The sequence below is a fragment of the Pseudoalteromonas sp. R86517 genome, from assembly GCF_042466295.1.
Taxonomy (GTDB): domain Bacteria; phylum Pseudomonadota; class Gammaproteobacteria; order Enterobacterales; family Alteromonadaceae; genus Pseudoalteromonas; species Pseudoalteromonas atlantica.
In genome coordinates, this window is sequence record NZ_JAXHCB010000001.1 from 678,294 (window position 1) to 703,854 (window position 25,561).

Sequence of the window (25,561 nt, forward strand, 5' to 3'; positions counted from 1 at the left end):
GTTACTTGGGCTATCAATACCTACCATATGGTTTAGTCAATAAATGCATATTTCGCAAATAATCGTTTTGGCTAGCATAAAATTTATTATCTACCACTTTTTTATTTTTAATGTTTTTTTAAAAACTGTACTTGAGTACAGTATCTAATGCGTTTTGCTGTTCTACATTTTAATTAATAGTTTTTAATTCTTATGTTTGAGGTAAGTAAAATGGAATCTAATCAATTATTAGTAATAGACTTAAAAGGGTCTGCTGGTGTTGTTTTAGAAGATGGCACAATTAAGCCACTTGAAGTGGGCGATACTATTACTGTGGGCGATTTAGTGGTTACCGCCGATAATTCATCGCTAACAATTGATGTGCAAGGAGAAACACTGTCGATTCCTGCTAATCAAAACGTAAAGATCACCCCTGATTTATTAGCACAAGAAACCCGCGATAGCAGCGAAACCACAGTGTTTGACGAAAGCCTAGATGCGGCCATTGCAAGCTTAGAACAAAATGATAATAACGATGACCAAACGGCGGCTAATTCTGATGTTACTGACTTTTTAGATGCCTTAGAGGGCGATGGTGATATTTTAGATAATTTAGAAGCAACAGCCGCAGGTGGTGCTGGTGGTGCGGGCTCTGGTGGAGGAAGCTCATTTGTTCAGCTTACACGTATTGCGGAGGGGGTTAACCCTAATAGCGTTGCATTTGATTCAAGCTTTGCTCCTGATTCTACAGAAGCGCTAAATATTCGCGACACCTCTGATGGGGTAGTTCCTGATGATGGCACCGCGTCTATATCATTAAATGAGGTAGGTTTAACTAATTCATCTCAGCCAACAATTAGTGGTACAAGTGAAAACTTAGTGGGTGAAACAGTAAATATTACTGTGACAGATGAAAATGGTAACTCTCAAGTAGTAAGCGCGGTTATTGGCCCAGATGGCACGTTTGAAATTACATTGCCTAACCCGATAGCCGATGGACCCGTGAGCGTAGTTGTAGAAGCCACCGATCCAGATGGTAATGCGTTTAACGATGCTATTTCTATTGAAATAGATACCACCGCGCCAGTAATTAATATTGACCCTGTTGCAGACTCTGCATCTCAGACAGTAACGGTTACGGGGTCGGTAGCGGGTTTGAATACTGGCGACAACGTCTCTGTAACTCTTACCGATAGCACAGGCACACAACAAACAATTGTTACACAAGTTGATGCACAAGGTAATTGGAGTATTACCACTACATCGCCTTTAGCAGAAGGGGAGTTTAATGTTAACGCAGTAGCAGTTGATGCCGCTGGTAACCAAGCAATTGACCAAGCTGTTGCGAGTATTGATTTAACCGCTCCAGAAATTACAGTTACAGTAGCGGGTGAAACTAATAATGCTACGCCGCCATTAACCGGTACTACAACCGGTGTGCCACAAGGTACTGAAGTAACAATCACAGTAACCGACAGTGCAGGCGAAGTGCAGCTTTTAACAGCCATTACCGATGAAGATGGTAGTTGGGCTGTTGATGTGGGTGTGGCACTACCAGAAGGTGATTTTACTGTTGATGCGCAGGTGAGTGATAGCGTAGGCAACCAAGCACTTGCAAGTGATGCTGGAGTTATTGACTTAACGGCGCCAATTGTAGAAATTAATGCGATTGCCGATACGCAAGATACAACCCCAATTATTACTGGCTCTGCGCAAGATGTGCCAGCAGGCTCGGTAATTACCGTGGTTATTACCGATATTAATGGGCAAGTTCAAACGCTGTTAACGCAAACAGATGATGATGGCAGCTGGTCTGTAAGTGTTTCTACACCTTTAGCACAAGGTGAGTTTGAAGTTAATGCAACCGTGACCGACACAGCAGGTAATGAAGCACAAGCTGTAGAGCAAGGGTTAGTTGATTTAACTAGCCCTGAGATAACGGTTACGGCCATTGCAGACACTAATGACACAACGCCTACTTTTGTTGGGCGTGTTGAAGGGGCACCAGAGGGCTCTGTAATTACTGTTTTAGTAACCGATAGCGACGGTAATATACAAACCTTAACAACGACACTTGAGGCTGATGGCACGTGGAGTGTTGAATCGCCCAACGCTATCCCTGGCGGAGAGTTTAGTGTTACCGCTACAGTGAGTGACCCTGCGGGTAACGAAGCATCCGCGCAAACAAGTGGTGAAGTTACATTTGCCCCTATTTCCATTCAAATTGACTCTATTGCAGATACAAACGATACCACGCCATTTTTAAGCGGTAATACCGGTAACGTGCCTGCTGGTACTACTATAACCTTAACTATTACCGCAAGTGATGGCAGTACTTTTAATCTTTTAGCTGTCACTCAAGAAGATGGTTCTTGGAGCGCTCAAGTTACAGAGCCTCTGCCTGAAGGGGATTTTACCGTAGTTGCAGCCGTTATAGACGATGCGGGTAATGAGGCACAAGCAAGTACGGTCGGTAATGTAGATTTAACAGTAAGTATTAATTTTATTATTGATACTAATGATACCACTCCAACAATTAGTGGTACTACGCAAGATGTTGACGCAGGTGCGGTTGTTACTGTTACCTTTACAGGCAGCGATGGCGCAACAGAAACTGTGCAAGTAACCACAAATGCTGATGGTTCGTGGTCAATCGAAGCAACCGAGGAGTTGGTAGAGGGGCAATTTACGGTGGTTGCAACAGTAACCGATGCTGCTGGCAATACTGCCTCTGCAACAGAAGTAGGGGAAATAGATTTAACTGATCCTGCGATTACTATTAACCCAATTACAGATACAAACGATACAACACCGAGTGTGACAGGTAGCGTAGTAGATGTACCTCAAGGTACTGAGGTTACCTTATTAATAACCGATAGTGACGGTAATCAACAAACTATTACAGCGGTTACTAATGCCGATGGAAACTATAGCGCCGATATACTTAATGAGCTTAGCGAAGGTGACTTTACAGTTACTGCAAGTGTAAGTGACGAAGCAGGCAATAGCAGTACAGCAACGGTTACTGGCACCATAGATTTAACCGCACCTAGCGTAACTATAGATAATATTGGTGATACAAACGATACAACGCCTACTATAAGCGGCTCTACTCAAGGTTTAGCTGCAGGTAGTGTGGTTACAGTGATTGTGACTGATGATGCTGGCGCTGAGCAGCAATTTGTCACTGCTATAAATGGTGATGGCACATGGAGTATAGATGTCCCACAAGCATTAGCTGAGGGTGAGTTTAGTGTGGTGGCAAATGTAAGTGATAGTGCTGGTAATAGCGCGCAAGACTCACAAACTGGCACTATAGATTTAACCGCACCAACTATTAGTGTAAATGACTTTACTGACTCTAACGATTCAACACCTGTATTTAGTGGTACCACAACTGATGTAGAGCCAGGTAGCTTGATCACTGTATTAGTAACAGACTCTAATGGTGATTCGCAAACCTTAACGGCAGTTGTTACAGAAGATGGTTCTTGGCAAGTAGGTGCAACGACTGCAATTGCTGAGGGGGAGTTTACAATAACGGCCACAGCCATGGATGCAGCTGGAAATGAAGCCTCAGCCACAACTACAGGCGTTATAGATACTGCAGCGCCCACACTAACAATTGATCCGGTGGGTGATACAAACGACACCACACCCACTATTTCAGGGTCTGCCATGGGCGAGCCAGAGGGCACAGTTGTTACGATCACCGTGACGGATGAAGCGGGTAACCCACAAACCATTACTACCGAAGTGCAAGCCGATGGCACCTTCAGTGTGGATGTACCGAATGAGCTAAGTGAAGGTGAATTTACCGTTGAGGTATCGGTAACCGATAATGCAGGTAATGAAACTACAGCCACCACCACAGGTGAAGTAGATACCGCAGCGCCTACAGTAATAATAGATCCCGTGGGTGATACTAACGACACCACACCGACTATTTCAGGGTCTGCCACGGGTGAGCCTGAGGGCACAGTTGTTACGATTACTGTAACTGATGAAGCGGGTAACCTGCAAACCATTACTACCGAAGTGCAAGCCGATGGCACCTTTAGTGTAGATGTACCGAATGAGCTAAGTGAAGGTGAATTTACCATTGAGGTATCGGTAACCGACAACGCAGGTAATGAAACCACAGCCACTACCACAGGCGAAGTTGATACCGCAGCGCCCACAGTGTTAATTGACCCGGTGGGTGATACAAACGACACCACACCGACTATTTCAGGGTCTGCAACGGGCGAGCCAGAGGGCACCGTTGTTACGATCACCGTGACGGATGAAGCGGGTAACCCACAAACCATTACTACCGAAGTGCAAGCCGATGGCACCTTTAGTGTGGATGTACCCAATGAGCTAAGTGAAGGTGAATTTACCGTTGAGGTATCGGTAACCGATAACGCAGGTAATGAAGCCACAGCAACCACCACAGGTGAGGTTGATACCGCAGCGCCTACAGTGTTAATTGATCCGGTGGGTGATACAAACGACACCACACCCACTATTTCAGGGTCTGCCACGGGTGAGCCTGAGGGCACAGTTGTTACGATCACCGTGACGGATGAAGCGGGTAACCCACAAACCATTACTACCGAAGTGCAAGCCGATGGCACCTTTAGTGTAGATGTACCGAATGAGCTAAGTGAAGGTGAATTTACCGTTGAGGTATCGGTAACCGATAACGCAGGTAATGAAACTACAGCAACTACCACAGGTGAGGTTGATACCGCAGCGCCTACAGTAATAATAGATCCCGTGGGTGATACAAACGACACCACACCGACTATTTCAGGGTCTGCCACGGGCGAGCCTGAGGGCACCGTTGTTACGATTACTGTGACGGATGAAGCGGGTAACCCACAAATCATTACTACCGAAGTGCAAGCCGATGGCACCTTTAGTGTAGATGTACCAAATGAGCTAAGTGAAGGTGAATTTACCGTTGAGGTATCGGTAACCGATAACGCAGGTAATGAAACCACAGTCACCACCACAGGTGAAGTTGATACAACAGCGCCGGTTGTGACAATAAATGCGCTAGGTGATACAAGTGATACTACACCAACTCTATCAGGTACGGTAAGCGGGGAACCTACAGGCTCAACTGTTACTTTAACTTTAACGGACGCAAATGGTGCAGTGCAAACAATCACCGCACAAGTCATTGCAGATGGAAGTTGGACAGTTGAAGTACCCGTAGCTTTAGCTGAAGGTAGCTATACTGTTGATGCTATTGTTAGCGATAACGCTGGCAATGAAGGTACTGCAAGCGCCTCTGGTACTATTGATACAAGTGCGTTAACTATCACTATTGATGTGATTGGTGAAACCAACGATCAAACCCCACAAATAAGCGGTGATACATTTAATGCAGAAGTAGGTTCGTCTGTTGAAGTTCAGATCACAGGCTCTACAGGTGCGACTATTACCTTAACTACGGTTGTTGATGCAAACGGACAGTGGAGTGTTACTCCGCCAGCCGATTTACCTGAGGGAAGTGTATCAATCAGTGCAACAGTAACTGATTTAGGCGGTGGTTCAGCCATAGCAGAACTTGATGCTGTAATTGATATTACGCCGCCAACCATACAAATTAACGATCTAGAAACCAGTAATGATACAACACCAATTATTGCTGGTAATACTACAGGCGTTGTATCTGGCACTGTAATAAGCTTGACTGTTACAGATTCGCAAGGAGTTGTTCGCTCGTTTAATACGACAACGGATGCACAAGGGAATTGGAGTGTAGAGCTTTCTCAAGAGTTAGCTTCAGGGGATTATACTGTACAGGCAGAGGTTTCTGATGCTGCAGGCAATAGTGCTTTAGATACAGCAACCGGTAATATTGATACTGCGGGGCCAAGTTTAACCGTTGATTTTGATGCTGTAACCAATGATACAACACCGACTATTTCAGGCACGAGTGATGCCGATGTAGGTACATCGATTACTGTAGTGATCAGTGATGAAAACGGTGTTGAACAAACACTAACAACCACAGTAGATGCCAATGGAAATTGGGAAGTAACCCCTCAAACAGACTTGAATGAAGGTGATAACACCATCGAAGTGAGCGTGTCTGATGAAGCAGGAAACACAACAACAGTAACCGATACAATTACTTTAGATACGCAAGCGCCCACATTAACCATGCAAACCGTGGGTGATGTAAATGACTTAACCCCGACATTACAAGGCACCAGTAACGAAATTGGCGGCACGGTAACACTCACCGTGACTGACAGTGATGGCGCTGTGCAAACCATTACCACCAGCGTTGGTACGGATGGGCATTGGGATATTGAAGTGCCCAGTGCCCTGGCACAAGGTGACTTTACTGTAACAGCCAGTATTACTGATGCCGCAGGCAATGAGAGTACCGCCAACAGCAGTGGCAATGTAGATACCATTACCCCGGTTGTAACCGTGGATGCACTGGGACTTGGCAACGACAGTACTCCACTTATTAGTGGTACTTCAACTGAGCCAGAAGGCACAGTTGTAAACATTGTAATCACCGACAGTAATGGCGATGAAACACCGCTCACCGCCACCGTTGATGCCAACGGCAACTGGCAAGCAACCAGCCCTGAATTACCAGAAGGCAGCTACAGTGTACAAGCCAGTATTACGGATGCGGCGGGCAATACAGGAGGCGCTACGCAATCGGGCACCCTTGATAGCCTTGCACCGACACTGACACTCGATACTGTGGGCGCTACCAACGACAGCACGCCAACTATTAGTGGTACCACGAATGCACCAGCCGGCACGGTAATTAGCATCAGCGTCAGCGATGGCATTACCACCGAAACCTTTACAGCCACAGTCCAAGCGGGTGGCAGCTGGTCAGCCGATGTACCAAATGCTCTGGTTGATGGTGAGCTGACCATTGAAGCCAGTGTGAGCGACAACGCTGGTAACACCACTACGGTTAGTGAAACCGCCACGCTGAACACCACCGCGCCAAGCATTAGCATTAATACCTTGGTTGATACCAACGACACCACGCCAACAATTAATGGGACAAGTGATGCAGCCGATGGCACCACCATTAGCCTAACGTTTGAAGATAGCGCGGGGAATATTACGACTGTTGATACCACCGTAACCGGTGGCGTGTGGAGCGTTGCTGCGCCGAGTGAATTAGCTGAAGGCGAATACACAGTGACCGCAGAAGTTGACGATGGTCTGGGTAATATCGGCAGCGCGAGCGAAACCGGTGAGATTGATTTAACCCCACCGAGCCTTGTTATTACAGATAACGGCGTTAGCAACGACACAACACCGACAATCTCCGGCACAAGTGATGCGCCACAAGGCAGTGAAGTGACAATTGTTGTGACAGACAATGCCGGTGCAGCGCAAACCATTACCGCCACAGTGGGCGCAACTGGTACATGGTCAGTGCCGGTTACAACAGCCCTTGCTGAGGGCAGTTATACCGTAAGTGCAAGCGTAAGCGATGCAGCGGATAACACAGCGACCGCCACAGGCGCAGGGGAGGTTGATACCATTGCGGCAACGCTTGATTTAACCAGCCCAGGTTCAAGTAATGATGTTACACCGACTCTAAGCGGCACCAGTGATGCGGTTGAAGGCACCGTGATCACCTTTACGGTTATCGATGATTTAGGAGTCGAGCAAACTTTTACCACCACCGTGGATGCGAGCGGCAATTTCTCAGTGGAAGTCCCGACGGCACTTGCAGAAGGGCCTTACAGCATTGAGGCCAGCATTAGCGATGATGCAGGTAACAGCACTGATATCACCGGCAGCGGTAACATCGATACCACCGCGCCAAGTGTGAGTGTGGATGCACCAGCGCTCACCAACGACAGCACGCCAACTGTAACGGGCACCAGTGATGCACCAAACAGCACCGTCACGGTAACCTTTACCGATGCAGCCAATGCCGTACAAACTATTGATGTACAAACCGATGCCAATGGTAATTGGAGTGCCACCCCAGCGACGGATTTAGCCGAAGGGAGTTACAGTGTCAGTGCTAGCATCACGGATGCAGCGGGTAACACGGGCACAGGAACAGACAGCGGTGAAGTGGATGTAACTCCACCGGCTCTTGCCTTTACGCCAACCTTCGAGCTTGGTTTATTGGTTACCCTCAGTGGTACGTCTGACCTGCCAGCAGGCAGCGAAATTACCATCACCGAACAACTCATTGGCGGGGGAGTGGGTGTAACTTATACCACCACAACCGATGCCAACGGTAATTGGTCTTTGGTGGGGCTTGATGTATCACTACTGGATGTAGGCTCTGTGATTGCCACAGCCACAGATGCAGCAGGGAACACACGCACAATCAGCTCAGATGACTTTGATAACACACCACCTACACTCACAGTTGAGGTGGATGCACAAAGCAATAGCAACACGCCTATAATCAGCGGCACAAGTGACGCAGGCGAAGGCGCACAAGTCACGATTGTGGTGACCGACAGTGACGGTAACCCACAAACCATTACCGCCCTTGTTGATGCCAACGGCGAGTGGAGCGCCACCCCAGCGACACCACTCAGTGAAGGTGAAAGCACAATTGAAGTGAGCGTACGCGACAGCGTAGGCAACGAAACCACCGTGAGTGAAACCACGACTATCGACACGCAAGCGCCAACGCTTACGATACAAAATGTAGGCGATATAAACGACTTAACCCCGACATTACAAGGCACCAGTAACGAAATTGGCGGCACGGTAACACTCACCGTGACCGACAGTGATGGCGTTGTGCAAACCATTACCACCACCGTTGGTACGGATGGGCATTGGGATATTGAAGTGCCCAGTGCGCTGGCACAAGGCGACTTTACTGTAACGGCGAGTATTACTGATGCCGCCGGCACTGAGAGCACCGCCAACAGCAGTGGCAATGTAGATACCATTACCCCGGTTGTAACCGTGGATGCACTGGGACTTGGCAACGACAGTACGCCACTTATTAGTGGTACTTCAACTGAGCCAGAAGGCACAGTTGTAAATATTGTAATCACCGACAGTAATGGCGATGAAACACCACTCACCGCCACCGTTGATGTCAACGGCAACTGGCAAGCAATCAGCCCAGAATTACCTGATGGCAGCTACAGTGTCCAAGCCAGCATTACGGATGCGGCGGGCAATACAGGCGGCGCTACGCAATCGGGCACCCTTGATAGCCTTGCACCGACACTGACACTCGATACTGTGGGCGCTACCAACGACAGCACGCCAACTATTAGTGGTACCACGAATGCACCAGCCGGCACGGTAATTAGCATCAGCGTCAGCGATGGCATTACCACCGAAACCTTTACAGCCACAGTCCAAGCGGGTGGCAGCTGGTCAGCCGATGTACCAAATGCTCTGGTTGATGGTGAGCTGACCATTGAAGCCAGTGTGAGCGACAACGCTGGTAACACCACTACGGTTAGTGAAACCGCCACGCTGAACACCACCGCGCCAAGCATTAGCATTAATACCTTGGTTGATACCAACGACACCACGCCAACAATTAATGGGACAAGTGATGCAGCCGATGGCACCACCATTAGCCTAACGTTTGAAGATAGCGCGGGGAATATTACGACTGTTGATACCACCGTAACCGGTGGCGTGTGGAGCGTTGCTGCGCCGAGTGAATTAGCTGAAGGCGAATACACAGTGACCGCAGAAGTTGACGATGGTCTGGGTAATATCGGCAGCGCGAGCGAAACCGGTGAGATTGATTTAACCCCACCGAGCCTTGTTATTACAGATAACGGCGTTAGCAACGACACAACACCGACAATCTCCGGCACAAGTGATGCGCCACAAGGCAGTGAAGTGACAATTGTTGTGACAGACAATGCCGGTGCAGCGCAAACCATTACCGCCACAGTGGGCGCAACTGGTACATGGTCAGTGCCGGTTACAACAGCCCTTGCTGAGGGCAGTTATACCGTAAGTGCAAGCGTAAGCGATGCAGCGGATAACACAGCGACCGCCACAGGCGCAGGGGAGGTTGATACCATTGCGGCAACGCTTGATTTAACCAGCCCAGGTTCAAGTAATGATGTTACACCGACTCTAAGCGGCACCAGTGATGCGGTTGAAGGCACCGTGATCACCTTTACGGTTATCGATGATTTAGGAGTCGAGCAAACTTTTACCACCACCGTGGATGCGAGCGGCAATTTCTCAGTGGAAGTCCCGACGGCACTTGCAGAAGGGCCTTACAGCATTGAGGCCAGCATTAGCGATGATGCAGGTAACAGCACTGATATCACCGGCAGCGGTAACATCGATACCACCGCGCCAAGTGTGAGTGTGGATGCACCAGCGCTCACCAACGACAGCACGCCAACTGTAACGGGCACCAGTGATGCACCAAACAGCACCGTCACGGTAACCTTTACCGATGCAGCCAATGCCGTACAAACTATTGATGTACAAACCGATGCCAATGGTAATTGGAGTGCCACCCCAGCGACGGATTTAGCCGAAGGGAGTTACAGTGTCAGTGCTAGCATCACGGATGCAGCGGGTAACACGGGCACAGGAACAGACAGCGGTGAAGTGGATGTAACTCCACCGGCTCTTGCCTTTACGCCAACCTTCGAGCTTGGTTTATTGGTTACCCTCAGTGGTACGTCTGACCTGCCAGCAGGCAGCGAAATTACCATCACCGAACAACTCATTGGCGGGGGAGTGGGTGTAACTTATACCACCACAACCGATGCCAACGGTAATTGGTCTTTGGTGGGGCTTGATGTATCACTACTGGATGTAGGCTCTGTGATTGCCACAGCCACAGATGCAGCAGGGAACACACGCACAATCAGCTCAGATGACTTTGATAACACACCACCTACACTCACAGTTGAGGTGGATGCACAAAGCAATAGCAACACGCCTATAATCAGCGGCACAAGTGACGCAGGCGAAGGCGCACAAGTCACGATTGTGGTGACCGACAGTGACGGTAACCCACAAACCATTACCGCCCTTGTTGATGCCAACGGCGAGTGGAGCGCCACCCCAGCGACACCACTCAGTGAAGGTGAAAGCACAATTGAAGTGAGCGTACGCGACAGCGTAGGCAACGAAACCACCGTGAGTGAAACCACGACTATCGACACGCAAGCGCCAACGCTTACGATACAAAATGTAGGCGATATAAACGACTTAACCCCGACATTACAAGGCACCAGTAACGAAATTGGCGGCACGGTAACACTCACCGTGACCGACAGTGATGGCGTTGTGCAAACCATTACCACCACCGTTGGTACGGATGGGCATTGGGATATTGAAGTGCCCAGTGCGCTGGCACAAGGCGACTTTACTGTAACGGCGAGTATTACTGATGCCGCCGGCACTGAGAGCACCGCCAACAGCAGTGGCAATGTAGATACCATTACCCCGGTTGTAACCGTGGATGCACTGGGACTTGGCAACGACAGTACGCCACTTATTAGTGGTACTTCAACTGAGCCAGAAGGCACAGTTGTAAATATTGTAATCACCGACAGTAATGGCGATGAAACACCACTCACCGCCACCGTTGATGTCAACGGCAACTGGCAAGCAATCAGCCCAGAATTACCTGATGGCAGCTACAGTGTCCAAGCCAGCATTACGGATGCGGCGGGCAATACAGGCGGCGCTACGCAATCGGGCACCCTTGATAGCCTTGCACCGACACTGACACTCGATACTGTGGGCGCTACCAACGACAGCACGCCAACTATTAGTGGTACCACGAATGCACCAGCCGGCACGGTAATTAGCATCAGCGTCAGCGATGGCATTACCACCGAAACCTTTACAGCCACAGTCCAAGCGGGTGGCAGCTGGTCAGCCGATGTACCAAATGCTCTGGTTGATGGTGAGCTGACCATTGAAGCCAGTGTGAGCGACAACGCTGGTAACACCACTACGGTTAGTGAAACCGCCACGCTGAACACCACCGCGCCAAGCATTAGCATTAATACCTTGGTTGATACCAACGACACCACGCCAACAATTAATGGGACAAGTGATGCAGCCGATGGCACCACCATTAGCCTAACGTTTGAAGATAGCGCGGGGAATATTACGACTGTTGATACCACCGTAACCGGTGGCGTGTGGAGCGTTGCTGCGCCGAGTGAATTAGCTGAAGGCGAATACACAGTGACCGCAGAAGTTGACGATGGTCTGGGTAATATCGGCAGCGCGAGCGAAACCGGTGAGATTGATTTAACCCCACCGAGCCTTGTTATTACAGATAACGGCGTTAGCAACGACACAACACCGACAATCTCCGGCACAAGTGATGCGCCACAAGGCAGTGAAGTGACAATTGTTGTGACAGACAATGCCGGTGCAGCGCAAACCATTACCGCCACAGTGGGCGCAACTGGTACATGGTCAGTGCCGGTTACAACAGCCCTTGCTGAGGGCAGTTATACCGTAAGTGCAAGCGTAAGCGATGCAGCGGATAACACAGCGACCGCCACAGGCGCAGGGGAGGTTGATACCATTGCGGCAACGCTTGATTTAACCAGCCCAGGTTCAAGTAATGATGTTACACCGACTCTAAGCGGCACCAGTGATGCGGTTGAAGGCACCGTGATCACCTTTACGGTTATCGATGATTTAGGAGTCGAGCAAACTTTTACCACCACCGTGGATGCGAGCGGCAATTTCTCAGTGGAAGTCCCGACGGCACTTGCAGAAGGACCGTACAGCATTGAGGCCAGCATTAGCGATGATGCAGGTAACAGCACTGATATCACCGGCAGCGGTAATATTGATACCACCGCGCCAAGTGTGAGTGTGGATGCACCAGCGCTCACCAACGACAGCACCCCAACGGTTACGGGCACCAGTGATGCACCAAACAGCACCGTTACGATAACCTTTACCGATGCAGCCAATGCCGTACAAACTATTGATGTACAAACTGATGCGAATGGTAATTGGAGTGCCACCCCAGCGACTGATTTAGCCGAAGGAAACTACAGTGTGAGCGCGAGCATCACGGATGCAGCGGGCAACACGGGCACAGGGACAGACAGCGGCGAAGTGGATGTAACTCCACCGACTTTAGAGATCATTCCTTCGTTTGCCCTAGGCAATTTAGTCTCTCTTTCTGGGGATTCTGATTTACCAGAAGGGTCAGTGATCACAATTACCGAGTATTTAGTCGGTGGTTTAGTGGGCGCAACGTACACTGCTACCACGAATGCTGATGGCACATGGGGACTTGCCAACATAACAGTACCTTTGCTTAGTCTTGCGTATGTTACTGCAACTGCAAGTGATGCAGCCGGCAATGTTGCGAGCGTCAACTCACTTAATTTTGATAATGAAGCACCTGCGCTCACTGTGACTGTTGATGCCTTATCGAACGATGCAACGCCTGTGATCTCTGGTGTTACTGATATGGTTCAAGGAACCGAGGTAGAACTAACCGTCGTAGATAGTGCAGGTCAAAGCCAGCAGTTTACGGCCATAGTTCAAGCTAATGGAAGTTGGTCTGTTGAAGTGCCAACCGAGTTAGCACAAGGGCAGTACACTGTTACCGCAGAGGTAAGAGACGATGTGGGTAATTTAACCACTGAGCAAGCACAAGGTGAAATAGACAGCATAGCACCTACTCTTAGCGTTAATCCTATCGACACTACAGCAGATACAACGCCAACCCTATCAGGCACCAGTGATGCTATAGGTGCTGATGTAATAATTAGCATTGATGGCCAAACCTTTTTTGCGGTAGTAGATGCTGATGGAAATTGGCAGGTAGAGGTACCAACTGCACTTACAGATGGTAACTATACGGCGCAAATTAATGTTGCTGACGACGCCAATAATATCACTAACACAACAATCGACTTAACAATTGATACTCAGATACCAATAGTCGCATTGGACGACATAACCGTATTTAACACAGATACGCCAGTTATTAGTGGTACATCTGGTGAACCTACTGGCACAAATGTAGATATTGTTATTACAGATAGTAATGGTGATACGCATACGTTAGCCGCTACGGTTGATGCAAATGGTAATTGGCAAACAACAGCGCCTAATTTACCTGAAGGAAATTACAGTGTTGTTGTTAGTATTACCGACGATGCTAATAATACAGGTTCAGCGACTGGAACAGGGCTTGTTGATACTCAAGCACCAACCATTACCATTGACGCATTAGGTACAATTAATAGCAGCACGCCTACTATTTCAGGTACATCTAATGAGGTTGAAGGTACTACAATTAATGTCACAATTACTGATGGTGATAGCACTGATACCTACGCAACGACTGTGGGAGCAGGCGGAGTGTGGAGTGTTGATGTAACCACGCCATTAACTGATGGACAAGTGACAGTTTCAGCAAGTATTACTGATACTGCAGGTAACAGTAGTGAAGCAAATGCTACTGCCACGCTTAATACTAATGCACCTACCATTAATATAAACACTATTGTTGATACAAACGATCAAACACCTACGCTTTCTGGGTCAAGTAGTGCTGCAAATGGTACGCTAGTTACGGTTACAATTACCGATATTAATAATGTCTCGCACACGGTTACAACAACTGTAACTGATAATGCATGGAGTGTAGATGCGACAAATATCCTTCCTGAGGGCACGTTTACTGTTTCAGCCAATGTGACTGAAGGTGGCTTAACCAGCAGTGCAACAGATACAGGGCTGATAGATTTAACAGCCCCAGAATTGAATATTACACCGCTACTAACGAGTAATGATACAACGCCTACAATTTCAGGTACAAGTACAGCCCCACAAGGCGCCATAGTCGCTATTTTGATTACAGATAGCTTAGGCGCCGAGCAAACAGTTAATGCCACAGTAGGTGCAAATGGCACATGGTCAGTTGCAGCTCCTTTATCGCTTAGCGAAGGCACGTATACTGTTACTGCATCAACAAGTGATACCGCGGGCAACCCTGTAAATACTAGCACTACCGGTGTGGTTGATATAACCGCACCAGTGGTTAGCATTAACGATATTGTAGGTAGTACAGATTTAACACCTAGCGTTTCTGGCAGTGTAACAGGTGCAGCCGTAGGAGATGTGGTTGCTGTGGTATTTACCGACTTCCAAGGTAATGCGCATACAGTCAATACAACGGTGCAAGCCGGTGGAACTTGGTCAGTAGAGGCAAGCAATAGTCTTTCGCAAGGGGCATATTCAGTAGAAGTATTTATTACTGATAATGCCGGAAATACAGGCAGCAATATCACTAACGCTAATATAGATACAATTGCGCCAGAAATTAGTATTGATCAAAGTTCATTAATACTTACCCAAGACAGCACGCCATTAATTAGTGGCACATCAAACGAGCCAAATACAAACGTTTTCGTTACGTTTACCGACTCAGCTGGCGCATCGCATCAAATTACCGTACAAACGGATGCTAATGGAGACTGGCAAGCCGCTGCAGACAACGTATTAGCAGAAGGGGTTTACAGTGTTTCGGCAACGATTACTGATAGCGCAGGAAATACCTCTGTTGATAGTAAAACAGGTGGCGAAGTAGATACAGTAGGGCCAGAGCTGACTATTGTGCCTTCGTTCGTATTAGGACAGCTAGTATCTTTATCTGGTACTTCCGATTTAGGTGAAGGTAAAACAGTCACCGTTAATTTAGAATTAGCAGGCGATTTGGCTAACTTAACTTACGATGTAACCACCGATGCCAATGGTGATTGGGAGTTATTAGGCCTAGCGGTTAATATTATTGGCTTATCAGTTGTTGAAGCCTCCGCAACTGATGAAGCGGGTAACACCACCACTATAACGACGGCAGATGTAGATGCTTCAACGCCGTTACTTAATGCGGTGGTTGACTTTGTAGCTGGCGAGGGTGATTTACCAGTAATTAGCGGGTCAACAGACCAAGCCCCAGGCACCGAAGTGCTAGTTAGAGTGGTAGATAGCGATAACATAGCACAAGATTTGGTTGCTATAGTGCAGGCAGATAATTCATGGACTGTACAGGTTCCTCAATCACTTGCTGAGGGCGTGTTTACTGTAACTGTAAATGTATTAAGTGAAGTCGGGATCACAGCTACACAGCTGCTAAGCAGTGTAGTAGATACCATCTCGCCAACGCTTAATTTGCAAGTGATTGGTACAACGTCAGATTCTACTCCAATTATTCAAGGGACCAGTGATTTAATTAATGGAGTGGTAGAGATTCAGCTGGACGGAGGCTCAGTACTAACAACAACAGTGAATGCAGCAGGGCTATTTTCACTGGAGGTTGATGCGCTGACTGAAGGGCAGCATGTTGCCAACGTGAGTATCACTGATGATGCCGGCAATGTAGTAACACAAACGCTCGAGTTTGTTGTTGATACGTTAGTGCCTGTGGTAGATATTTTACCGTTGAGCATCAGCAATACTGACCTTCTAACTATTTCTGGTACTTCTGAAGAAGCTCAAGGCACAGACATTGATGTAACTGTGATAGATAGTAACGGCAACGCAACAGTATTTGATGCCCTTGTTGGTAGCGATGGCACGTGGTCATTAGTAACCACTAGCCTACCTGATGGTATATATAGTGTATTTGCAAGTATTACTGATGCTGCGGGTAATCTAGGCCAGTCTGCTACTGAGCAAGTGACGATTGATACCATACCGCCATCGTTAGAAATAGACGCTTTTGGTGTACTTAATACATTAACGCCTACTATTACTGGCACCAGTGACGAAGAAACCGGTAGCTTAATAACTGTTAATATTACCGACTCTGCAAACACACTTTATGAAGTTACTACAACAGTATTAGGAGATGGCACGTGGCTTGTTGTTGCACCTTTACTTGCTGAGGGCGATTTAACCGTTGAGGCTATTAGTATTGATAACGCAGGCAATATAGCAACGGTGACGCAAACGGGCGTTGTGAGCACCACTTTACCGAGTCTATTAATTAACCCAATAATAGATACAAGCGATACAACCCCAACTATTAGTGGTACTACCGATGTAATAAACGGTAATGTAGAAGTGGTTATTACAGATAGCAGTGGTAATGCAACAACCTATAACACTCAAGCTATTGCTGGTGTATGGACATTAATACCGACCATTCCATTAGCTGAAGGTGCGTTTACGGTTGATGCAACAGTCGAAAACTTAAACCTTACAAGCTCTACAAGTCTTAATGGCATAGTTGACTTAACTCCGCCTACAATTGAAATTAATGAACTTGCAGCTACGAATAACTCACTGCCAACCATCTCAGGTACAAGTGATGCTCCGGCAGGTACAACCATAAGCGTAGTACTTACTGATGCTAATAGTGATTCGCAAACATTAACTGCGCAAGTGGCAGGTAACGGAACTTGGTCAGTCACAGCTGTTACGCCGCTTAGTGAAGGCGGTTTTAGTGCTACTGCAACAGTGAGTGATGCTGCAGGAAACTCATCAAGCGATACCATGGTTTCAAGTACTGATTACACAGCACCTATTGTATTTATAGACCCTATTGCAGTAGGCCAAGATACCACACCGACTATTACAGGCTCGGTAACCGGAAGTTTTGCTGGAGCTGCAGTTATGGTGATGTTTACTGACGCACTAGGTGAAACACACAATGTTTCAACAACAGTAAACACAGATGGGTCGTGGAGTGTTACAGCTTCGCAGCCTCTTAGCGAAGGGAATTACAGTGTTGATGTAAGCGTACTTGATAATGCAGGTAATATTGGCGAGCAATCTATAAGCAGCATAGTTGATTCAGGCATAGTAATTAACTCTGGTTTAGAATTAACAGCCGATAGCACACCTAAGATCTCCGGTACCGCAGGAGCAAATGAAGATATTACCGTAAGCTTTATAGATGAAAGCGGTACTGTGGTAACCAAGGATACAACAGCGGGTGAGACAGGTGTATGGAGCGTATCACCAGACAACGCTTTACTCGATGGGGCATACACTGTAACGGCTACCGCTACTGATGAATCTGGAAATGTTACTTCAAGTGGAAGTTTATCTGGGTTAGTGATTGACTCAACGCCGGTAGACTTCGAAGTGTCTAACTATTACTGGGGCTTACTAGGAATAGGTTTAACTGCAGAAGGCACAGTAGAAGAAGGAAATAGTGTATATGTTGTAGGAGCAAATTTACTTGGCCTTGAGGTGTTAAACCTAAACTTAAATGTGCTAGAAAGCGCTATGGAAATTCAACCTGATGAGAATGGAAATTGGAGTTCATTATTATCAGTTCTTGATTTAGGTTCTTGGTCTGATTATCGCTTTATCACAGTTGATGAAGCCGGTAATTATTTAATTAAGGATATTAATGACAATATTATTGACCAAGGAAACGACCCACAACTTGCTAGCGCAGGAAGCAGTGCAAGTGCCACCGATACAACATTTGGCTTAGAAGGAGCCGCTGAGCCGTTTAGCGAAGAAGCAGCATTAGGCGCTACTATGCCAAATGCAGCAGTAACCAGCGATGCTTTAGGAGAAACTGTTAATTTAAGTAATGTAAGTGCTTTATCGAGTACAGATCAAACGGTGTCAATGAGCTCTACAGAGCCCCTTAATATCAATGATGTAATTATTGACGAAGACACCGAGCAACTCGTTGCTCTTAATACTTTGATTGACGATGAAGGCTCTGCAATTGCTTATAGCCCTGCACAAAGTGGAGGAAGTGTTGATGAGGCAGCGCCTGCAGTTGATGTTCAAAATCAATCAGAGGAAATGATTAAACACTTAATTGAAAATGGTAATAATCAAACAGATATTTAAATCAGTAACCCACTTCAGTTAAATAGCTGAAGTGGGTTTCTAAAACTCACTTAATCAAAAGTGTGGTTATTATTTTGTGCTAAGTAGTAAACCTAAAAAAGCCCTTATTGAGACTTCAATAAGGGCTTTTTTAATAAATTAGGATAGATAAAAACAGTTAAGCTTTTAGGTTACGAACCAGCTTGCTGTCGGTATTAACTACACTACCGCCTTGGTCGTAAGTCATACTGGTTGGGGCGCCAATTAAAATATCTTTTAATTGTTTTACACTTAAGTGTGCTTGGCGGGCAGCATGTGAGTTTACTTTATTTTGTTTTTGGCACTGCGCTAGCTGCGCTTTAACTTGCGCTACTCGTTCAGTCACTTCAGGGGCATTTTCATCATTTGCAGTAAAAAGTTTATTCAACTCTTTATCGAGCTGCGTAAGCTTAGTTAAAAAAGACATTTTTTGTTGGGCAAGTTCTTTTAAACCTTCACCTCTGCGAGAGGCAATAATACTAAGCTCTTCGTTTAATAACGCATATAATGAATCCAAGCATTTAACTTGTTCATTTAATTTAACGCTAATTAAACTATTGTGATCAGCCATATACGTTAAACTCAAAATCAGCTAAGTTTTTAGTCAGCTTTTCAGCATCAATTTGGTATTTACCTTCGGTAATCGCTTTTTTAAGTTCAGCGACCTTTGCACTATCAAAGCCAGATGATTGCTGTGCTTTATCTTGCAGTGTTTTTAACTGCTGTGCTTGTGGCGTCAGGCTCACTGAATCGCTCGCCGCTTTAGGCGAAGGAGTCTGTGTTGTTTGTGTACTTGCAGCGTTATCTTTTTTAATATCAACTTGTTGCTGTTTTGCGTTTGTAAGCGCATTAGCTTGTTGATTACTGCCATTAACTTGATTAACCATAATAATAAACCTGTATATTACCCAACTTATGCCAAGTTATCGGCATATACATAGGATACTTTAGTATAAATCGAAATTAAATATTTACTTGCACAGACTCTACACCATCTACGCGTGCATTCAAAATTTTACCGGATTTTTTATTCTTTATCTGTACTTGCTCACCAAGGGTGCCATCTTCAAGTGCTATCCCCGTGGTTTTTATTCTAAGTCCTTTAATACTCGCATAAATATTAACAGCGTCGCCTTTGCAAACCATACAAATTTGGTTGAGCAAAACCGGCATACCGCTTCTTATATTTCGCTTACTGCGGCTGCCAATAAGCATTAAAGGGTCATCTAAATATTGTACCCTAACAAACTGTGAAGGCTTCATTTGTACGCTTAAATGAGACTCAGTAATAACTTCACCACGGGCTAAATTTGCCGTGGCAACCACAACGGGCGCCATTTTAACTATTCTTACATGGACATATTGAGTCCAGCTTTGCGCATCGTTACATTTTATTTGAACAGTCACCTGGCGTGTAAATGGCGGCTCATTTGGCACGACTAATTCTGGCTCGTTTTCGCATACTCTATCAGGAATGCGGCTATCGAGGGCAAGCGCGGTAATCTCCACATTTTTTTCAAGTGGCACGGTAACTTGCTCTGCAATATGAGAAATTGCTATTTCTTGTAATAAATCTTTACTAAACACTTTTGCATGCAAAGGTGTTGCTAAGCAGAGGCTAGCAAGAAAATAAAAAACACTGTATCTTCTGACTTTTTTTAACAAACTCATAATGTTTCGACTATGCTTATGGTTTCAAACAGGGTATAAATATTTTGCGTCAAAAAGTAGACGCTCCCGCGATGTTATGTAGCTTTATAAACAGAAAGCAATTATCGTTCCGCATTATTTGTTTTCTTTAGGAGATTTGAATGGCAGGCATTTTAGACTCAGTAAACCAACGCACCCAGTTGGTTGGGCAGAACCGCCTAGAATTACTATTATTTAAGCTCAGAGGGCGTCAGCGTTTTGGGATCAATGTATTTAAAGTAAGAGAAGTACTACAATGTCCTCCTTTAACGAGTATGCCTAAATCAAATGCATACATTCGGGGTGTGGCGCATATTCGTGGTCAAACTATTTCAGTTATCGACTTATCAATGGCCGTAGGCGGCCGACCTATTGAAAATGTTAAAGACAGCTTCATAATAATTGCAGAATACAATCGTTCAGTGCAGGGCTTTTTAGTTGGCGGCGTTGAGCGAATCGTTAATATGAACTGGGAAAAAATAATGCCACCTCCGTCGGGAGCAGGGCGTTACTCTTATTTAACTGCCGTTACCGAGATTGAAAACGAACTAGTCGAAATTCTCGATGTAGAAAAAATCTTAAACGAAATTTGTCCAGTAAATACCGAAGTTAGCGCCGACCTTGCCGCCGATAGTGCAATACAAAAAGACTTAGGCGAGCGCATTGTATTTATTGCCGACGATTCAGCTGTTGCACGTAACCAAGTAAAAAGAGCACTTGAGCCACTTGGCGTGCAAACTGAGCTTGCAAAAAATGGTAAAGAGGCTTTAGTTAGGCTTAAAGAAATAGCCGAGCTTGATTGTAAAAATGATATTACTGAGCGCGTAGGTTTACTTATCTCTGATGTTGAAATGCCTGAAATGGACGGCTATACATTAACAGCAGAAATTAAAGCAGATCCAAAATTAGCGCCTCTACATGTTATTTTACACACTTCTTTGAGTGGGGTGTTTAATCAGGCGATGATCGAAAAAGTAGGCGCGGATGACTTTATAGCAAAATTTAACCCTGATGAATTGGCAACAGCAGTTAAAAAATGGGTTCATTGCGACTAAACAACAATAGGTGTTATTAATTTGAATAATAAAGATTTGCAGCAAAGTGACTACGATCAGTTTCGCTCATTTTTAGAGCAGCAATGTGGTATTGTGCTAGGCGAAAACAAGCAGTATTTAGTAAAAAGTAGGCTTGCGCCGCTTATGGCTCGTTTTAATGTTGAATCTTTATCACAATTAGTGAGTAAAACGCTTGGCCCTCATGAGCGGCAACTTAGAGCCGCTGTAGTTGATGCCATGACCACTAACGAAACCTTGTGGTTTAGGGATCAATACCCATTTGAGCTTTTAAAAAATAAATTGTTTCCAGAGTTTAAAGACGCCCGCCGACCATTAAAAATTTGGTCAGCGGCCAGCTCTTCAGGCCAAGAACCATACTCTATTGCCATGTCTGTTGCTGAGTTTCAGGCCAAGCAACCGGGCGTGTTGCGTATGGGGGCTCAAATTATTGGTACTGATATTTCTAACACAATGCTCGATATGTGTAAAAACGCTGAATATGATGCGTTGGCATTAGCGCGAGGCCTATCTGCAGAGCGCCGTAAAAAGTACTTTATGGATAGCGGCAACGGTATGGCAAAAGTTGTCGACTCAGTTAGAAAACAGGTGAGCTTTAGACATTTAAACTTGCTTGATTCTTACGCCTTAATGGGGAAGTTTGATATTATTTTTTGCCGCAATGTCCTTATATATTTTTCACCAGAGGTTAAAGCAAAAATAATTGGTCAGTTTGCCCAAGCACTAAACCCAAAAGGGTATTTATTTTTAGGTGCGTCGGAGTCGATGACGGGCTTAAGTAATGAGTTTGATATGGTTCGTTGTAACCCTGGAATCATCTACCAAAAAAAATAATCCCATCACTTTGTTATTAAAAACGACGTTCTTAGCGTCGTTTTTTTATTTAATAACAACCCTCTATAAAAAAATAACGTAACTAAAAACTACTGGCTTATAAATTGCTTTAACTTAAGCAAGTCAATTTTTTGGAGAACGTTATGGCTATCAGTTTTGATAAAGCATTAGGTGTGCACCCGCATGCAATGTTGATCCGCTCACAGCGGGCAGAAGTACTTGCCACAAATATAGCGAATGCTGATACGCCTGGCTATAAAGCAAAAGATATCGACTTTGCCTCAGCATTAAAAGCGGCAAGGTCAACTCAGCAAAGCGGCAATAGCATGGTTACTACCAATGAAAAACACATCGCAGGCGGTACTCGAAGTGTAGGTGGTTCTGAATTATTTCGCACTCCAAATCAAGGAGATACAGGCGATGGTAACTCAGTTGATATACAGGTGGAACGAAACTTGTATACACAGAATGCGATGGAGTATCAGGCAAGCCTGCAATTTTTAAGTAGTAAATTTAAGGGCCTGAATAAAGCGCTCGGTAGTCAAGGATAATAATTATGAGTTTATATAACGTTTTTGATATTTCAGGCAGTGGTATGAGTGCGCAAAATGTTCGCTTAAATACCACCGCGAGTAATATTTCGAATGCTAATACAATTAGTTCATCCCAAGACAAAACTTACCGAGCACGCCAACCTGTATTTGCTGCCGAGCTGACAAAAGCGTCTGCCTCAGCCAGCAACCCTCAGGGCTCCGCAGTTGGTGTTAAAGTGCTGGGAATTGTTGAGAGTAACAAACCACTACAAATTGAATATAACCCTAATCACCCAAGTGCGGATGAAAATGGCTATATCTATAAACCCAACGTTAATGTTGTTGAGGAGATGGCAAATATGATCTCTGCTTCTCGCTCTTATCAAACAAACGTGCAAGTTGCCGATGCAGCTAAGCAAATGTTAAGCAAAACGCTGTTACTTGGGCAGCGATAACCGAGGGTAGGTTATGAGTAACGATATTAGTACTAGTTCATCTTTTTTGGACTCTATAACTTGGCAAGAGACCCAAGTAGCGACAACCACTGAAGAGAGCGATGCATTAACGCAGGAAGATTTTTTCTCGTTGCTAACTCAGCAGCTATCGTATCAAGATCCGAGTAATCCGGCTGATAACGATCAGATGATTGCGCAAATGACTAACTTTACCATGGCGCAAGGCATCACAGATTTAAACACAAATTTTGAGTCACTTGCCTCGTCAATGACCTCAAACTCCGCTTTACAAGCATCAACGCTAGTTGGTAAGCAAGCGCTTTTAGAATCTAATACGCTTGAGCTTGGCGAAAGCGGAGAGGCAAAAGGGTCTGCGGTTGCTGAAGAAGCCGTTGATAATTTAACAATTAAAGTCACAGATGCTTCTGGGCAACTGGTTAGAACTATCGATATGGGTTCGCAAGCAGCGGGTGCAGTGCGCTTTAGCTGGGATGGTAATAATGAATCCGGTGAGCGCCTACCAGAGGGCGAATACACTATTACTGCAGAGGGCAGTACCAACGGCGAGTTTTCAAGCTTACCGGTGGCAACATTCAAAAACATTGAAAGCGTTAATATCAATGGCTCTAGTGGCATTATTATTAACACTAAAGAGGGTGCGGTTAGGTTGACTGATGTCGCAGAGATCGCATAACCAATTAAAAAGTATTTCGCCTGCTAGCAGGCTATTAGATTAAAAGTTAGAGGTGAATTATGAGCTTTAATATCGCACTTACAGGCCTAGCTGCCGCTCAAAAAGACTTAGACGTAACAGCAAATAATATTGCTAATGTAAACACCACCGGTTTTAAAGAATCGCGGGCTGAATTTGCTGATGTATATGCTGCATCTGTGTTTAGTGCAGGTAAAACCAAAAATGGTGATGGTGTGCAAACAACCATGGTTGCACAGCAATTTCATCAAGGCTCACTGCAATTTACTAACAACTCGTTAGATTTAGCGATTACCGGCGAAGGGTATTTTGCAATGACTGATGATATTTCGTCGCAAGATTTAACCTATACTCGTGCAGGTGCATTTAAGCTTAACCAAGATAACTTTATGGTTGACGCCAAAGGTAATTATTTACAAGCTTTTCCGGTTGATGCATCAAGTGGGGACACCACATCGGTAAGTCTAAGTACAACTAACCCAATTCAAATTCCTGATTCATCTGGTTCGCCTCGCGCAACCGAAAACGTATTTTTATCGTTCAACTTAGATGCAACAGCTGATGCAACAGGCCTCGATTTTGATCCGACATCGAACGGTACCTATAATTCGTCGACGTCTACTACTGTTTACGACTCATTAGGTGAACCACATATTCTGCAATACTTTTTTGTAAAAGAAGAAGATGCAGCTGCAGGTGGTACAGACAATAGCTGGGAAGTATACGCTACGCTTGATGGTAAAGTGGTAAACGGTACATCTGGTGCAGAGCAAACAACTACACCATATACACCTATTACCACACTTGGTTTTGATTCTAGCGGTTTACCCGCCACAACAGATGGTGTAGCAAATACTAACGCCACCACGTTTGATGAAATTAATTTACCGGCAGGTGCAGGTACTGGTTTATCGTCAATGCTTGATAACGGCGCAACATTCCCAAGTACAGGTATTGAGCTAAACTGGCGTGATGAAAACAACACAGCTGGCCGTATTCCAACTCAGTACTCAAGTGGCTTTGAAGTAAAAGCACTTGACCAAGATGGTTCTACAGTGGGTCGTTTAGCGGGTATTGATATTGGCACAGACGGTAAAATTGTTGCCTCATACAGCAATGGCGATTCAACCTACTTAGGCCAAGTTGCTATGGTTCGCTTTCCAAACTCTCAAGGCCTTTCGCAAGTAGGCGATACCAGCTGGAAGCAAAGCATTGACTCTGGTGAGCCAGTGGCCGGTGAAGCAGGCTCGGGCACTTTTGGTAGTATTAATTCATCCGCGCTTGAGCAATCTAATACCAACTTAACAAACGAATTAGTTGATTTGATTACCGCTCAACGTAACTACCAAGCGAACTCAAGAGCGCTTGAAGTTAACTCAACAATTCAGCAAAGTATTTTGCAGATTCGATAAGTTAACCTTATTTTTGGTTAAGACTCTGAGGCTGCATTTTTGCAGCCTTTTTTGTAGCTATGTCGCTAAAACTAGTCTA

General features: G+C 45.6%; 10 protein-coding genes. 7 read left to right on the forward strand and 3 right to left on the reverse strand.

Annotated elements, in window-relative coordinates; genetic code table 11:
• Positions 1-210: 210 nt before the first annotated feature.
• Positions 211-18,756, forward strand: a complete 18,546-nt coding sequence (locus tag SJY38_RS03000) for an Ig-like domain-containing protein (protein WP_377109277.1) — start codon at positions 211-213, stop codon at positions 18,754-18,756.
• Positions 18,757-18,913: 157 nt separating this feature from the next.
• Here the strand turns inward: SJY38_RS03000 and flgN are convergent, their stop codons facing one another.
• The 3 genes from flgN to flgA form a co-directional block, all read right to left on the reverse strand.
• On the reverse strand, positions 18,914-19,345 hold the full coding sequence (gene flgN, locus SJY38_RS03005) for a flagellar protein FlgN (protein WP_286745429.1): 432 nt from the start codon (positions 19,343-19,345) through the stop codon (positions 18,914-18,916).
• Positions 19,338-19,661, reverse strand: coding sequence for a flagellar biosynthesis anti-sigma factor FlgM (gene flgM, locus SJY38_RS03010; RefSeq protein WP_377109278.1), 324 nt, complete (start codon positions 19,659-19,661; stop codon positions 19,338-19,340). The genes flgN and flgM overlap by 8 nt, the downstream gene beginning before the upstream one ends.
• Positions 19,662-19,737: 76 nt before the next feature.
• Complete coding sequence (gene flgA, locus SJY38_RS03015; RefSeq protein WP_377109279.1) at positions 19,738-20,445, reverse strand: flagellar basal body P-ring formation chaperone FlgA; 708 nt, start codon at positions 20,443-20,445, stop codon at positions 19,738-19,740.
• Between the two features lie 140 nt (positions 20,446-20,585).
• Between flgA and SJY38_RS03020 the strand changes: the two genes are divergently transcribed.
• The 6 genes from SJY38_RS03020 to flgE all read left to right on the forward strand — a co-directional run bounded on the left by SJY38_RS03020 (position 20,586) and on the right by flgE (position 25,482).
• The gene (locus tag SJY38_RS03020) at positions 20,586-21,518 is read left to right on the forward strand and encodes a chemotaxis protein CheV (protein WP_004588013.1); all 933 of its coding nucleotides are present in this window, start codon (positions 20,586-20,588) and stop codon (positions 21,516-21,518) included.
• Between the two features lie 21 nt (positions 21,519-21,539).
• On the forward strand, positions 21,540-22,370 hold the full coding sequence (locus tag SJY38_RS03025; RefSeq protein ID WP_004588014.1) for a protein-glutamate O-methyltransferase CheR: 831 nt from the start codon (positions 21,540-21,542) through the stop codon (positions 22,368-22,370).
• A 143-nt stretch (positions 22,371-22,513) separates the two neighbouring features.
• Positions 22,514-22,921 (forward strand): flagellar basal body rod protein FlgB, encoded by a 408-nt coding sequence (gene flgB, locus SJY38_RS03030; protein WP_029773927.1) that lies wholly within the window; start codon positions 22,514-22,516, stop codon positions 22,919-22,921.
• Between the two features lie 5 nt (positions 22,922-22,926).
• The gene (gene flgC / locus SJY38_RS03035; protein ID WP_004588016.1) at positions 22,927-23,358 is read left to right on the forward strand and encodes a flagellar basal body rod protein FlgC; all 432 of its coding nucleotides are present in this window, start codon (positions 22,927-22,929) and stop codon (positions 23,356-23,358) included.
• A gap of 13 nt (positions 23,359-23,371) precedes the next feature.
• On the forward strand, positions 23,372-24,052 hold the full coding sequence (locus tag SJY38_RS03040; RefSeq protein ID WP_004588017.1) for a flagellar hook assembly protein FlgD: 681 nt from the start codon (positions 23,372-23,374) through the stop codon (positions 24,050-24,052).
• Positions 24,053-24,111: 59 nt separating this feature from the next.
• Positions 24,112-25,482, forward strand: coding sequence for a flagellar hook protein FlgE (flgE, locus tag SJY38_RS03045; RefSeq protein ID WP_154945920.1), 1,371 nt, complete (start codon positions 24,112-24,114; stop codon positions 25,480-25,482).
• Positions 25,483-25,561 lie beyond the last annotated feature (79 nt).